Origin of the sequence: Microtetraspora fusca (assembly GCF_001570365.1) — a bacterium.
GTDB classification, from domain to species: Bacteria; Actinomycetota; Actinomycetes; order Streptosporangiales; family Streptosporangiaceae; genus Microtetraspora; species Microtetraspora fusca.
In genome coordinates this window covers 227915-241990 of sequence record NZ_BBYK01000040.1, presented here as the reverse complement: position 1 = coordinate 241990, position 14076 = coordinate 227915, and the positions used below count along the sequence as shown (strand labels likewise).

The 14076-nt window shown below is 71.6% G+C and carries 15 protein-coding genes; 11 read left to right on the top strand and 4 right to left on the bottom strand.

The genetic code is table 11. The annotated features are described in order from the left end of the window. Positions 1-72: 72 nt before the first annotated feature. Positions 73-870, bottom strand: a complete 798-nt coding sequence (locus AWQ68_RS06515) for an IclR family transcriptional regulator (RefSeq protein WP_066936189.1) — start codon at positions 868-870, stop codon at positions 73-75. Positions 871-992: 122 nt separating this feature from the next. Then, positions 993-2381 (bottom strand): M20/M25/M40 family metallo-hydrolase, encoded by a 1389-nt coding sequence (locus tag AWQ68_RS06510; RefSeq protein ID WP_066936186.1) that lies wholly within the window; start codon positions 2379-2381, stop codon positions 993-995. Positions 2382-2601: 220 nt separating this feature from the next. Between AWQ68_RS06510 and fdxA the strand changes: the two genes are divergently transcribed. The 11 genes from fdxA (at position 2602) to AWQ68_RS06455 (ending at position 12172) form a co-directional block, all read left to right on the top strand. Continuing rightward, the gene (gene fdxA, locus AWQ68_RS06505; RefSeq protein WP_066936183.1) at positions 2602-2913 is read left to right on the top strand and encodes a ferredoxin; all 312 of its coding nucleotides are present in this window, start codon (positions 2602-2604) and stop codon (positions 2911-2913) included. After that, entirely contained in the window at positions 2910-3941 is a 1032-nt protein-coding gene (locus tag AWQ68_RS06500; protein WP_218006779.1) for an NAD(P)/FAD-dependent oxidoreductase, read from the top strand. The genes fdxA and AWQ68_RS06500 overlap by 4 nt, the downstream gene beginning before the upstream one ends. A gap of 103 nt (positions 3942-4044) precedes the next feature. Continuing rightward, the gene (locus AWQ68_RS06495) at positions 4045-4848 is read left to right on the top strand and encodes an IclR family transcriptional regulator (protein WP_066936180.1); all 804 of its coding nucleotides are present in this window, start codon (positions 4045-4047) and stop codon (positions 4846-4848) included. Positions 4849-5338: 490 nt separating this feature from the next. Further along, positions 5339-6184, top strand: coding sequence for a fumarylacetoacetate hydrolase family protein (locus AWQ68_RS06490; RefSeq protein ID WP_066936178.1), 846 nt, complete (start codon positions 5339-5341; stop codon positions 6182-6184). A gap of 120 nt (positions 6185-6304) precedes the next feature. Next, a complete protein-coding gene (locus AWQ68_RS06485) occupies positions 6305-7492 on the top strand; it encodes an amidohydrolase family protein (RefSeq protein WP_066936175.1) in 1188 nt (395 codons plus the stop codon). Continuing rightward, a complete protein-coding gene (locus AWQ68_RS06480) occupies positions 7489-8307 on the top strand; it encodes an aldolase/citrate lyase family protein (RefSeq protein ID WP_169808867.1) in 819 nt (272 codons plus the stop codon). The genes AWQ68_RS06485 and AWQ68_RS06480 overlap by 4 nt, the downstream gene beginning before the upstream one ends. Before the next feature lie 23 nt (positions 8308-8330). Beyond that, positions 8331-8705, top strand: coding sequence for an AraC family ligand binding domain-containing protein (locus tag AWQ68_RS06475; RefSeq protein ID WP_066936170.1), 375 nt, complete (start codon positions 8331-8333; stop codon positions 8703-8705). A 375-nt stretch (positions 8706-9080) separates the two neighbouring features. Next, positions 9081-10403, top strand: a complete 1323-nt coding sequence (locus tag AWQ68_RS06470) for an aromatic ring-hydroxylating oxygenase subunit alpha (protein ID WP_066936167.1) — start codon at positions 9081-9083, stop codon at positions 10401-10403. 22 nt (positions 10404-10425) lie between these two features. Beyond that, positions 10426-10938, top strand: a complete 513-nt coding sequence (locus tag AWQ68_RS06465; RefSeq protein ID WP_066936164.1) for an aromatic-ring-hydroxylating dioxygenase subunit beta — start codon at positions 10426-10428, stop codon at positions 10936-10938. Between the two features lie 10 nt (positions 10939-10948). Continuing rightward, complete coding sequence (locus AWQ68_RS06460; protein ID WP_066936161.1) at positions 10949-11242, top strand: Dabb family protein; 294 nt, start codon at positions 10949-10951, stop codon at positions 11240-11242. A 39-nt stretch (positions 11243-11281) separates the two neighbouring features. Continuing rightward, on the top strand, positions 11282-12172 hold the full coding sequence (locus AWQ68_RS06455) for a VOC family protein (RefSeq protein ID WP_066936159.1): 891 nt from the start codon (positions 11282-11284) through the stop codon (positions 12170-12172). A gap of 110 nt (positions 12173-12282) precedes the next feature. Here AWQ68_RS06455 and AWQ68_RS06450 read toward each other — a convergent pair whose 3' ends face one another. Then, positions 12283-13281, bottom strand: a complete 999-nt coding sequence (locus AWQ68_RS06450; RefSeq protein WP_066936156.1) for an aldo/keto reductase family protein — start codon at positions 13279-13281, stop codon at positions 12283-12285. 27 nt (positions 13282-13308) lie between these two features. Beyond that, positions 13309-14076, bottom strand: a 768-nt coding sequence (locus tag AWQ68_RS06445) for a multicopper oxidase domain-containing protein (protein ID WP_169808866.1), incomplete at its 5' end; no start/stop codon positions are given.

Genomic DNA, 14076 nt, shown 5'->3' with positions numbered 1-14076 from the left:
GAGACGCCGACGGTGACACCGTTCAGGTAGCCGAGGCTCAGGTAACTGAGGCTCAGGTGGCCGAGCCGACGCTCATGCCGTGCCGTCCGGGAGGTGGCTCTCCCTCCCGAGTTCCGCGGTGATCTCGGCGGTGACGCGCTTGAGCGCCTCGGCGGCGGGGGAGCCGCTGCCCGGCGGCACCGAGTCCGTGGTCGCCACGACGGCCATCGTGGCGATCGGGATCCGGTCCCGGAAGACCGGGGCGGCGATGGTGCGCACGCCGTTCACCGACGGTGTGTTGGCCGAGATCTTCTCCTCGCGGATCCGCTCCAGCTCCCGCCGCAGCTCCGTGGACGCCGCCAGCTCCTTCGCCAGCCCCGGCACCTCGCCCTCCGGCAGGAACGCGCAGAAGACCCGGCCCTGCGCCGACTCCGTGCGCGACAGCCGGGTCCCGGTGCGCACGCTGACCCGGATGACGCGGTCGGTGTTGTCGTCCACCCGCACCACCACCGCGCTGTCGCCGTCCCAGACGCTCAGCACCACGGTCTCGTCGATCTCGCGTACCAGCCGCTGCATGTACGGCCCGGCGATGCCGATGACCGGCATCCCGGCCCGCGCGGCGGCCGACAGCGTCAGGATCTGCGGGCCCAGCGAGTACAGCGCCTCGCGCTCGTCGTAGCGCAGCAGGTTGCTCTCGCGCAGCGCCTTCGTGTACCGGTGCGCGGTCGCCTTGCTGGTGCCCAGGCTGGCGGTCAGCTCGTTGAGACTGAGCTGCGGACGGCTGACCGTGAACGCGCTGAGGATCATGGCCGCGCGCTGGACGGTCTGGATCGCCGGAGCCGCCCGCTCGGCCCCTGCGCCGGGAGCGGCAGGCGTGGTCTCGTCACCCATGTGGCTTCCTTTGTGTCGGGGTGGTGGCCCGGGGACACGCTCGTTCCATTTTCCGAGACATCGTCTTGGTTTGGAGATGCTTCCACGGGATGGAACGGAGCTGTCCGGCGACGACGATCTTCTCAGGAGTGAGACGTTTCGATGACTGATTCGCCGTAAACGACATGCCGCACGACGATGTCGCTATAAATCCGGGCGAATCGCAGCAAAGTGTCCAACTCGATGACATCTCTCCGAGGGTCTGCCGGATCGGCGCGTACGGCGGGGCCGACCCGCACGGTGGGGACGCCGTGGCCGCGCAGCACCACGCCGTCGGTCGAGCCCTTCCAGCCCGAGATGGGCGGGGGCGCGGCCCCGTGCTCGCGGGCCCACGCGGCGGCGGCGTGCCGTACGACGGACGCGTCCTGCGGCGTCGCGCCCGAGGGGTGGGCCGTCCGGGCCGCCACGGACAGCGCGCAGCCCTCCAGCGGGCCGCCGCGCAGGCCGGTCTCCAGCGCGGCCCGGATGTCGTCGGCGATCCGCGCGACGTCGTCCCCGGGCACGGTGACCAGGTAGAGGTGCAGCTCGACGACGCCGGGCAGCAGATCCGGCTTGGCCGCCAGGCCGCCGCGTACCGCGCCGATCCCGGCCTCGGCCGCGATCTGGCCGCCGACCCCGGCGCGGGCGGCGACGTGCCGTTCCCGCCACCGCTCCAGGACGCCGATCACCTCGCCGAGGTGCGCGATCAGCCCGCCGGCCGGCGGCGCGGCGTCCCTGGCCAGCACGGGACGGTACGCGGTGCCCAGCCGCACCCGGACGAAGGCCGCCCCCGGCTCCTCGTACAGGATTCCGGGCGGGCCGCACTTGGCCACGACGGCGGCGTCCGGGCGCGGGCCGGAGCGGAGGTACTCCTCGACGCCGACCGGCGCGGCCGACTCCGGGGTCGCCGCGAACGGGGAGGCGTGCGTGCCGCCGCCGGCCAGCAGCAGCGTGAGCCGGTGGGGGACGCCCGCGTCCCGCAGTGCCGCCACGGCGGCCGCGTACCCGGCGAGCGCGGCCGCGGCGGGGGCCCGCGCCACGCCGAGGCCGAACCCCGTGAGCGTGCCCGACTCGTGGTCCACGCTCAGCGGGGCCGGGGGAGCGTCGACCCCCGTCGTCCACCGGTCCCGCTCCGGGTCGCCGGGCAGGGACGTGTCCAGGTGGGAGTAGACGAGCAGTTCCCGGCCGCCTGGGGGGTGGCCGGCATCTCCCTGGGCGGATGTGGCCACGAGATTGGCGCCCGCGGCCCCGATCGCGTCGCGACGCCACGAGATTCGGGGCCACCGCGTCCGCGCCCACTCCATGAGCCGGTCGGCGGCGGCGCGCTCGCCTCCACGCGGGCTCGGGCCGGCGGCGAGCAGCCGCACCGCCTCGACGATCCGCTCGCCGTCGATCGCGCCGTGCGCGGCGCTCCGCAGGCCTTCCAAGGGGTCGGTCGTCACGGGCTCTCCAGAGTTCCGCTCGGGCTCCGCGATGGGGCGGGCGGCCCGCATCGCACTGATGGTAACTCAATCCAAGATGGCATCTCGCATCTTGACAACGTTCTCGGCCGGAACCTACTGTTCCCTCACGTCGGTGGAGAGGCCGATTCCGCAGGCCAACCGGATTCCCACGGCTCCCGCCGCTCCCGGCCCGCCCTTCTGCCGGCGGGCCTTCGGCCAACGGCTCGCGCGTCCCCCCGTTCCCGCGCGGGCGCCCATCCCAGGAGGACTGATGGCCTACGTCGTGACCGACGCGTGCGTGGACGTGCAGGACCAATCGTGCGTCGAGGAGTGCCCGGTCGACTGCATCTACGAGGGAGACCGGATGATGTACATCCATCCGGACGAGTGCGTGGACTGCGGCCGATGCGAACCGGTCTGCCCGGTGACGTCGATCTACCACCACGAGGACCTGCCGCCGAACCTGGCCGGATTCGCCCAGATCAACACCGAGTTCTTCGCCGACCTCGGCTCCCCCGGGGGTGCGCGCAAAGTCGGCCGGACGGGGGCCGATCACCCCGCCGTCTCCGGGGACCCGTCGTGACCGCCTCCGACGCGTACGGCATCGGCGAGCCGGGAGAGAGCGGCGGGCCACGCCCGGTTCACGAGGTGGACCTGGTCATCGTCGGCGCCGGCCCCGCCGGGCTGTACGGCGCCTACTACGCCGGGTTTCGCGGCATGTCCGTCGCCGTGATCGACTCCCTGCCGGAGCCCGGCGGCCAGGTGGCCGCGCTGTACCCCGAGAAGGACATCTTCGACATCGCCGGATATCCGGCCGTGAAGGGACAGGCGCTGGTCGACGCCCTGGTCGCCCAGGCGAGCCAGGCGGAGCCGCTCTACCTGCTGGGGGAGAGCGCCCTGGAACTGCGGCACGACGCCGACGCGGTCGAGGTCGTCACCGACGCGGGCACCCGGGTGCGGGCCAAGGCGCTGCTGCTCACCGGCGGCATCGGCACCTTCACCCCCAGGGAACTGCCCGTGGGCAGCGAGTACCTCGGGCGCGGCCTGCGCTACTTCGTCCGGAAGCTGGACGAGCTGGCCGGCCAGGACGTGGTGGTGGTCGGCGGCGGCGACTCGGCCGTGGACTGGGCGCTCGCCCTGGAGCCGATCGCCCGGTCGCTCACGCTGGTCCACCGCCGGGACGCCTTCCGCGCCCACGAGCACAGCGTCACCCGGCTGCGCGCGTCGTCCGTACGGGTGCTCACGCCGTTCGAGGTGGCCGACATCACCGGCGGCGACGGGATCGGCGAGGTGACCGTCGAGCGGGTCCGGGGCGGCGAGCGGATCACCCTGCCCGCGCAGACCGTCGTGGCCGCGCTCGGCTTCATCGCCGACCTCGGCCCGGTCCAGAAGTGGGGCCTCGACCTGCGCAAGCGGCACGTCCTGGTCGACCGGTCCATGCGGACCAACCTGGAGCGGGTCTTCGCCGCCGGCGACATCAGCGACTACGACGGGAAGGTCCGGCTGATCTCCGTCGGGTTCGGAGAGGCCGCCGCGGCGGTCAATAACCTGGCGCCGCTCATCAACCCGGCGTTCAGCACGGTTCCGGGGCATTCGTCGGATGCGGTGTGAATGTCGCGTTGATTCCGAGGTTGAACGTCAAGTCGCATGCGTTCCGGCGCGTCCCTGGATAGAGTCCCATCCGACGTAAGGGGTACTCGACGGAGGAGACGGGATGCCGGGGCCAGGGCGGCGCGACGACGCGAACCAGTCCGGTGCGTCGCCCGAAGCGAACGACGAGGCCCCCGCGATCCAGACCGTACGGCGCGCGGCGCTGATCCTGAGCGCGTTCACCGTCGAACGCCCCCGGCTCAGCCTGAGCGAGATCACCGCCCGCCTCGGCACCAGCAAGCCCACCGCGCACCGCTACACGCGGGCGCTGCGGGCGGCCAACCTGCTCCGGTACGACGCCCAGCAGGCGACCTACACGCTGGGGCCCGAGATCCTCGCCCTGGAGGCGGCCGCCCGCGCCGGGCTGCCCATCGCCGCCGCGGCCGGGCCGTACCTCGACCTGCTGGTCCGAGAGACCAACCAGACCGCCGTGCTCAGCGTCTGGAACGGCGAGAGCCCGGTCGTCGTGCGCTGCGTGGACAACACCGACGGCGACATCCGGCTCAGCGTGCGCACCGGCTCCACCCTCGACCTGCTCCGCTCGGCACAGGGCCGCGTCTTCTGCGCGTACCTGCCGGTGGGGGAGGTTCCCGGGCTGGCGCGCAAACTCCGTACCACGCCCGAGCTGCGCGATCTGATCGACGAGGTGCGGCGCACCGGCGTCGCGGTCAACTCGCCCGCCGACCACGGCGTGCGGGTGATCGCCGCGCCGATCTTCGAGGGCGACCAGATCGTCGCCTCGATGGCGGTGGTGAGCACGGTGGCCGCCCTGGCCGGAGAGACCGAGCACCAGGTGACGGAGGCGCTGCGCGCCCTCTCGCACCGCCTGTCCGCCGAACTGGGCGGCACCGCCTCCACGCCTGCCTGACCCCGGGCCTGCACCGCCTTCACGCTCTCCTGGTCCACCTGCCTGCACCGGCTCCACACCCGCTTGGCCTGCCGGTCGGCACCGCCTCCACCGCCGCTGGTTACGGCGCTGCGCTGCGGCGGGTGGCTGTTCCGGCGCGCCGTCGCTGTCACGCCCTCTGTCCTGCCCATGGCGATCGCCGTCGGCGTGCTTCCCGTCCACCCCGTGCGTGGTTCCGCCGCTCCGCTTCTGCTGTGTGACGTAATGCGAGATATTGTTTCGCATATTGACATGGGTGGAATCTTCCTCTTACGTTCGTGCGTATCCCTCCAACCCCCCTCCCGGTCGCCCACGCCCGTACCGCCGAACGGCTCCGCTTTCCGACGGCGGTGGGCGTGGGCGGCGACGGGAACCAAGGAGCCTGCATGCGAACCGGACGCGTGGGCGCCCTCGTGGCCCTGATCACCGTCCCCCTCACCCCGGCGTACGGCCGGTCCACGGCGGCGGCCCGATGACCGCGCTCAACCTGGTGGCCACCCCCGGCGGGCTGGCCCGCGTCGAGGACCAGGAGGTCGTCCTCCTCGACCTGCCGTACGGCGACGTCGCCGAACTCCTCGCCCTGGGCGAGGGCTTCGCGCCCGCCCGGCGGGCGCGGGAGCTGCGCCGCCTTCCGCTGGCCGACCTCGAAGGAGAGCTCCTGGCGCCGCTGGCCCGCACGCGGGCGATCTGGGGCGTCGGACTGAACTACCACTCCAAGGCCGAGCTGACCGGGCGGCCGGTGCCGGATGAGCCGATCCTCTTCCTGCGCGCCCTGTCCGCCGTGTCGGCGCCGGGCGCGGAGGTCGAGCTGCCGCAGGACCGGTCCAGCCAGATCGACTACGAGGCCGAGGTCGCCTTCGTCGTCGGCCGCCGCATGTCCCGCGTACGGCCCGAGCAGGTGTGGGAGCACCTCGCCGCCGTCACCGCCGCGAACGACATGACCGCCCGCGACGTCATGGTGGCCACCGGCACGCCGTCCCTGGCCAAGAGCTTCCCCGGCTTCGGCGCGCTCGGCGCCTCGGTGCTCGACCTGTCCGCGGTGCCCGACCCCGAGGACATCGCCGTCCGCGGGACCGTCAACGGTGTCGTCCACCAGGACTCCAGCACGGCCGAGCTGATCTTCCCGGTGCCTGACCTGGTCTCGCGGATCTCGCACTTCGCCGTGCTGGAGCCCGGAGACGTGGTGCTGACCGGCACCCCGGCGGGCACGGGTCAGGACCGCCGGGTCTTCCTCGGCGCGGGCGACGAGGTGGAGATCACCGTGCCGGGGGTGCTGCCCCTGCGCACCCGATACCGGGCGCTTCCCGGCCACTCCTGACCTCGCCCGCTTCCCGACGCCCCGTCGGGGTCACTCGCCTTTTCCGCATCCGCCGCGCGGCACCGTGCCGCGCCGGCTCCCCCGTCCACAGGCCGGGGTCTCCACGCTCAAGGAGATTCGATGACCGAGACAGATGTTTCCTACGATCTCGTCCTGACGAACGGCACCGTCTTCGACACCGAGGCGGGGACGTCCGCGGTGGCCGACGTGGCGATCTCGGGCGACCGGGTCGCGCGGATCGCGCCGTCCCTCGACCAGGACGCCAAGGACCGGGCGCGGGAGGTCGTGGACTGCTCCGGCCGCTGGGTGCTCCCCGGCCTGGTGGAGGGCCACACCCACATCTTCGAGAACGTGTCGAAGGTGGGGGCGCCGCCGGACGAGGCCCACCTGCGCAGGGGAGTGGTCGCCGCCGCCGACGCGGGCACGGTCGGCGCGTCCACGTTCGCCGCCTTCGACGCGTACGTGGTCGGCCGGGCCGAGATGCGGCTGGTGAACTTCCTCAACGTGTCGGTGCTCGGCCTGATCGACTTCCGGTTCGGAGAGCTGCTGAACCCCGCGACGCTGGTCCCGGAGGACGCGCTGGCCGTGGCCAGGGAGAACCCGGGTGTGGTGCGCGGCTTCAAGATCCGGCTGTCGGAGGACGTCGTCGGCCCGGCCTGGCGGTCCCTGCTGAAGACGTCGCTCGAACTCGCCGACGAGGCGGGCCTGCCCCTCATGGTCCACATCGGTGAGACCGAGGAGCCGCTGCCCGACGTGCTGCCGATGCTCCGCGCCGGTGACATCGTCGCCCACTGCTACACCGGCAAGCCGCACGGCATCCTCGACGACGGCAAGGTCATCCCCGCCGTGCAGGAGGCCAGGGCGCGCGGCGTGCTGTTCGACAGCGCGCACGGCAAGAGCAACCTCAGCTTCGAGGTCGCCCGGCGGGCCATCGCCGAAGGCTTCCTCCCGGACCTGCTCACCTCCGACACCAGCGGACGCAACTGGCGCGGACCGGTGTTCGACCTGGTCACCAGCGCGGCCAAGCTGCTCGCGCTCGGCATGCCGATGGACGAGATCGCGCCGCGCATGACGATCGCCCCCGCCCGCGTCCTCGGCCTCGACACCGAGGGGTACGGAACCCTCGTCGAAGGGGGCCCCGCCCACGTCACGGTGCTCGCTGAGACCGACGAGACGGTGCTGCCCGACGCGGCGGGCAACTCGATCGTCGCGCCCCGGCTCGAGCCCGCCCTCATCCTGCACAAGGGCCGCAAGGTCGAGCCGACCCCGTGGCGCGGCCTGGCGGCGGAGCCGGCCGGATCCCGGTGACCTGGGCCACCCCGGTGACGGACGCCCGGCGGCGGCTGCGGGCCGCGCTCGCCGCCGGGCGCCGGATCACCGGCACCTTCGTCAAGCTGCCGACGATCGACTGCGTGGACCTGGCCCGCCAGGCCGGGTTCGACTTCGTCGTGGTGGACGGCGAGCACTCCGCCCTCACCGACGAGACCGTCCTCGCGTTGGTACGGCACGCCGCGGCCACGGGGCTGCCCGCCCTGGTCCGGGTGCCCTCGGTGGACCCGGCGTGGATCAATCGCGTGCTGGAGAGCGGCGCGGCCGGAGTCCAGCTCTCGATGCTGACCCGCGCCGCCGAGACGTCCGCCCTGGTCGCGGCCACGCGGTACGCGCCGTACGGCGAGCGCAGCGTCAGCCTGGCGCATCCGGCGGCGGGCTTCGGCGCGGCCGACCTGGCCGCGTACCTGGCCGCCGAGGAGCGTGACCGGCCGCTGCTCGTCGGGCAGATCGAGACCGCGACGACCCGCGACCCGCTCGTGGAGCTCGTCCGCGGCCTCGACGTCGCCTTCGTCGGCACCACCGACCTCGCGGTCGGCCTCGGCCTCGCCGGGGCCGCCGACCAGACGGCGCTCGCGGCGCGGGTCGCCGAGATCGCCGCGGCCGCCCGCGCGGCGGGCACGGCCTTCGGCGGCTGGGTGGCCCGCCCGGAGGCCGCGCTGATCGGCGCGGCCGGGCTCGACTCCGCCGCGTACATCATCGCCGGGTCCGACCTGCAGTTCCTCGGATCCGCGCTGCGCGCCACCGCGGCCGTCGCGCGCGACCTGCCCGGCCCGGAACCGGCAGCCCCGTGAAGGACGCCGAGAAAGGAACGACCATGTTCAACCAGCACCTGTACGGCGTCGCGGTGAACTGGGACGACATTCCCGCGACCGAGATCCGCCCGGGCGTGCGGCGCAAGGTGTACTCCACCGACGAGGTCATGCTCGCCTGGCACGAGCTGGCCGTCGGGATGACCCTCAACCCGCACCGCCACGACGACTTCGACCAGCTCGTGCTCATCCACCAGGGGCGCTGCACGTACTACGTGGACGGCGTGGGCCACGACCTCGGGCCGGGCTCGATGCTGCTGGTGCCCAAGGGGGCCGAGCACTACATCGAGCCCGTCGAGGGGCCGTGCGTCAACGTGGACGTCTTCGCGCCGCCGCGCGCGGACTTCCGCGACGCCGTCTGGCTCCCGGAAGGCCCCTGACCGGCACCCCCGGTAAGTGACCGGCCGCCCACGCCGACCGCATGTGACCGGCCGGCGGGGGCGGCCCGCCCGTGGCGCCGTCCCGGCGGCTGTGGCGTGCTTCTTGACGCCACGTACGCTCGTCCTCGGCCGCTGGGATGAACGCGCCAGGGCGCGGTGGGCGCGAGCGTGCCCGTGCGTCGCGTCCGTTCCCCGGGTCCTGCGCTCTCGCGCCGTGGCGGACGTGTCCGGGCTGCGGCCTTTGCGGGGTGGATTTCCCCTGGACCGGGATGAGCCGGACCCTCTTGACATTCCACGAGGCTCCGGGCCAGCATCACATTGCGAGACGGTATCTCGAATTCTCGCTCAAATCGCAAGAAGGGCCAGACCGCGGCGATGACGCAGTTGACACATACGGACCCCGGTGGAACGCCCAACCGCTCCCTCGTCCACGAGGACTGGGACGCGTTGACGTTCAAGGTGCACAGGTCGGCCTACCGGTCGCCCGCCCTGTTCCAGAAGGAGATGTCCCGCATCTGGGGACACACCTGGCTGTATCTGGGGCACGAGACCGAGATCCCGAACCCGGGCGACTTCAAGTCCCGGACGCTCGGCGGCCGACCGCTCATCTTCTGCCGCGACTCCTCCGGCAAGATCCAGGTGTTCTTCAACGCCTGCACGCACCGCGGCACCGTCCTGTGCCGGCACAGCGAGGGCAACACCAAGTTCTTCCAGTGCTTCTACCACGCCTGGGCGTTCAGCAACTCCGGAGAGCTGGCCGCGCTGCCCGGCGACGAGGCGTACGCCGACGTTCCCGGCTTCAAGGAGCGGCACCGGCTGCGCTCCGTCCCGCGCGTGGACAGCCACGAGGGCTTCGTCTTCATCGCGTTCGACCCCGACGTGCCGGACCTGCTGACCCACCTCGGCGAGGCCGCGCACTACATGTCGCTCACCGCCAAGATCGGCCCGCAGGGCATGCAGACCGTGCCCGGCGTCCAGCTCTACTCGGTCAAGGGCAACTGGAAGCTCGCCGTCGAGAACGCCATGGACGGCTACCACTTCGCCCCCACCCACAACACCTTCGTGGGCTATCTGCGCGAGACCGGGTTCGCGGTCACCGACGACGACCAGTACGCCTACGACCTCGGCGACGGCCACGGGCTGCTCATCCTGACCGGGCACAACGGCCGCATCGGCATGGTGTGGGAGCCGCGCTTCGGCGAGGGGGAGAAGGAGCGCACGGCCGCCAAGCGGCAGGAGATGGAGGAGCGCCTCGGCAAGGAGCTCGCCGCCGAGGTCGCCGACGCCAGCCGGATCCTGTTCGTGTTCCCCAACCTGCTGCTGTTCGACCTGGAGGCGCTGACCATCCGGCAGATCGAGCCGGTCGAGGCGGGCCGTACGGACGTGCGGGCCTGGCAGTTCGTCGAGACCGGCGAGCCGGACGAGGTCCGGGCGCTGCGCATCAAGACGATGGTCAGCTTCGTCGGCCCCGGAGGGCTCGCGACCCCGGACGACATCGAGGCGTACGAGGCGGTGCAGCGCGGCATCGAGGCCACCGCGGACTCGGCCGACCCCGCCTACGACTGGAGCGACATGTCGCGCGGCATGGCGAACGAGAAGCAGGGCAACCAGGGTCGCTCCATCGACGAGGGCGCGATGCGCAGCTTCTGGCGGCAGTGGTCGCGTCGCGTCGAGGGCGACGGAACCCCGGGTGCCTGAGCGGCCGGGACGGGTGGAGAGCATGGATCAGCGTAAGGAGAGCACCATGGGCCGCCGCACGGTGACCAGGGCGGAAGCCGAGGACTTCCTCTACCGGGAGGCGATGCTGCTCGACGAGTGGCGCCTGGACGAGTGGCTGGCCCTCTTCGAAGAGGACGGCCGGATGGAGGTCACCACCACCGACTGGAACGGGTGGGACAGTTCCTCGGCCGGCGCCTTCATGTGCGACGACTACGGCCTGCTCAAGGCCAGGGTGAAGCGGCTGAAGAGCCGCAAGGCGCACGCCGAGAACCCGCACTCCCGCACCCACCGGATGATCTCCAACGTGATCATCCTGGAGCAGGGGGACGAGACGGTCTGGGTCGCCGCCAACTTCATCATCCACCGCTATCGCGACAACCAGGAGTTCTCGTACGTCGGCCGGTACGAGCACGTCCTGCTGGTCGACGACGACGGGCTCAGGTTCCGGCTCCGCAGGTCGATCCCGACCGCGGAGACGATGGCCCCGGGCGCCCGGCTGAGCTTCATCCTCTGAGGCGGCGTCCATGATCAGGCACACGCTGGTGTTCCGGTTCCGCGACGACGTCCCGGAGGAGACCGTCGCCGCCGTCCTCGCGGAGCTGGACACCTTCCCGGGGAAATACCCCACGATGCGCAACTGGGCCAGCGGTCGCAACATCAGCACCCGCGACACCACGATGACGCACGGGTTCGTCGTCGAGTTCGACACCGAGCAGGATCTCCTGGACTACCTCGGCAGCGACTCCCACGAGGAGTTCGTCCGCGAGCGCTGGCGCCCGGTGATCGACCGGCAGGCGATCGTCACCTTCGCGTACTGACGTGCGCGCCCCCACGACCACGACCGATGAGGAACTGACATGACGACCGACGGCGCCCGCCGCAGGGGGCCCCACAGCATGGAGTACGCGCGGATCCTGGTCCCGGACATGGCCGAGACCATCGAGTTCCTGCGCTACCACGTCGGCCTCCAGCTGGAGCGGCACACGGACGAGTACGCCTACCTGCGCGCCGACATCGAGCACCACTGCATCGAGCTGATCAGCGACCCGAGCCTTGCGGCGTCGCACACCGTCGCGGTCGGCTTCAGCGTCGAGTCCGCCGAGGTGCTCGCCGACCTGCGCGACCGCGTCACCGCCGCCGGCCTGGATGTGCTGGCGCTCCAGGACCGGATGAAGGGCCTGTGCCAGGACGGCTTCGCCGTACGCGACCCGAACGGCCTGGTCATCGAGCTGTTCACCGAGTTCCAGGAGTACGCCGAGCCGCCCACGGTCGAGCTGCGCCCGCTCAAGCTGGTGCACCCCTTCCTCGCCACGGACAAGTACGACGAGTGCCTGGAGTTCTACACCAAGGTCCTCGGCTTCCAGGTCTCGGACTACGTCGGCGACATCTCGGCGTTCCTCCGCTCGGAGGACCGGTTCCACCACAGCCTCGCGCTGCAGCGGAACAAGGAGTACTTCGTCGCGCACCTGTGCTTCATGATGAAGAGCTTCGACCACGTCATGCGCGGGCGGGCGCGGGCGCTGTACAAGAAGGTGCCGATCGCCTCCGACCTGGTCAACCACTCCGCGTCCACGTCGATCGCGTTCTACATGTTCGAGCCCAAGCACGGGCCGCGGTACGAGCTGTGCGACGGCCACCGGGTCTTCACGCCCGAGGAGCACGAGACGCACCGGGCCCGCCGCATGGTCGCCGACCCGCGCAACATCGACGTGTGGCGCGCCGCCGACAACGACTGGGACCGCTTCTGACCCGGCGCCGGGCCGCCCGCCCGCCAGGCACGGCGCCGGGCTCTGACGGGGCGGCGCGGATCCCCCACCGGCAGGGATCCGCGCCGCGCCTCCGTCCGGCGCGCGGCTGACTACGGCCGGCTCGCCGGGCTCACCGTCTTGGCCGGGTCGCGCTCGACCACCGGGCCGAGGATCTCGTCGATCTTGCGCATGGTGTCGGCGTCGAGCTTGACCCCGGCCGCCTTCACGTTGTCGCGGACCTGCTCGGGACGGCTCGCCCCCACGATCGCCGACGACACGTTGGGGTTCTGCAGCACCCAGGCCACGGCGAGCTGGGCCATGGTGAGCCCGTGGTCGGCCGCGACCGGCTTCAGCTCCTGCACGCGGCGCAGCACCTCGTCGGCCATGAGGTCGTCGATGAACCGCGACCCGGTGGCGTCCGTGGCCCGCGAGCCGGCGGGCGGCGGCTGCCCGGGCAGGTACTTGCCGGTCAGCACGCCCTGCGCGATGGGCGACCACACGATCTGCCCGATCCCCTCGCGCTCGCTCAGCGGCACGACCTCGGCCTCGATTACCCGCCACAGCATGGAGTACTGCGGCTGGTTCGAGACGATGCGGTCGAAGCCCATCGATTCGGCGATCTTCAACGCCTGGGAGATCTGGTCGGCGCTCCACTCGCTGACGCCGACGTAGAGCACCTTGCCCTGCCGTACGAGGTCGTCGAAGGCCCGGAGGGTCTCCTCCAGCGGCGTCTCGACGTCGAACCGGTGCGCCTGGTAGAGGTCGACATAGTCCGTGCCGAGCCGCCGCAGCGAACCGTTGATCGACTCCATGATGTGCTTGCGGGACAGGCCGCGGTCGTTGTGGCCGGGCCCGGTCGGCCAGTAGACCTTCGTGAAGATCTCAAGTGACTCACGGCGCACGCCCTTCAGTGCCCGGCCGAGCACCTCCTCGGCCCTCGTGCCCGCGTAGACGTCCGCGGTGTCGAAGGTCGTGATGCCCTCGTCCAGGGCCGCGCGCACGCAGGCGTGCGCGGCGTCCTCCTCAACCTGGGAACCGTGCGTGATCCAGTTGCCGTAGCTGATCTCACTGACCATGAGACCGCTCCGGCCGAGATGGCGGAATTCCATGAACGGAACACTAGAACACCCGGTCGATCAGGAGGTGTGCTGGTGTGCCAGGCGCATCGTCGCGATCCCCGGCGGGAAGACGATGATCGGCCGCATCATCCCCATGTCCTGGTGTTCCAGCAGGTGGCAGTGGTAGGCGTACCGCCCGGTGCCGCCCACGAACCTGCCGGCGATCTCCACGACCTCCGCGTCGCCGAGCCGGACCACGTCCTTCCAGCCCTTCTCGCCCTCCTCGACCACGCCCGTCTCCTTGAACGCGAGGGGACGGGTGGTGCCGCAGAGCTTCATGTCGAACCCGCCGACGTCGTAGACGTCCCGCGACAGGATCTGGAAGCGCATCAGGTGGATGTGCATCGGGTGCAGCGCCGTGGCGACGTTGATGAACGTCCACTGCTCGCACTTGCCCAGCTCGCTGTAGAAGTTCACGGTGTCGTCGGGGTTGCGGGAGATCCGGTTGAAGGTCCGCAGCCTGCCGTCCGGCCCCCGCAACTGCACCACGCCGTCCGAGGGGACCTTCACCGACGCCGCGTCCACCTCCTCCATCTCCCACATCTCCGCGTGCCGTCCGCCGAGCACCTTCGTGGCGACGATCCGGTGGTAGCGGTCCGCGGGCAGCGCGCCGTACGTCAGGCGGGTGAACGAGGACGAGAGCACCGCGGGAGGGGTGAACCGGTCGGCTCCGCTCCCGGCCGCGACCCGGAACTGCATCATCTCCGGGTACGGCAGGCCGGCCGTGGGCACCCCCGGAGCCGACTCCCGCGAGATGGGCGGGGCGGGCGGGTTGTCGTCCAGCAC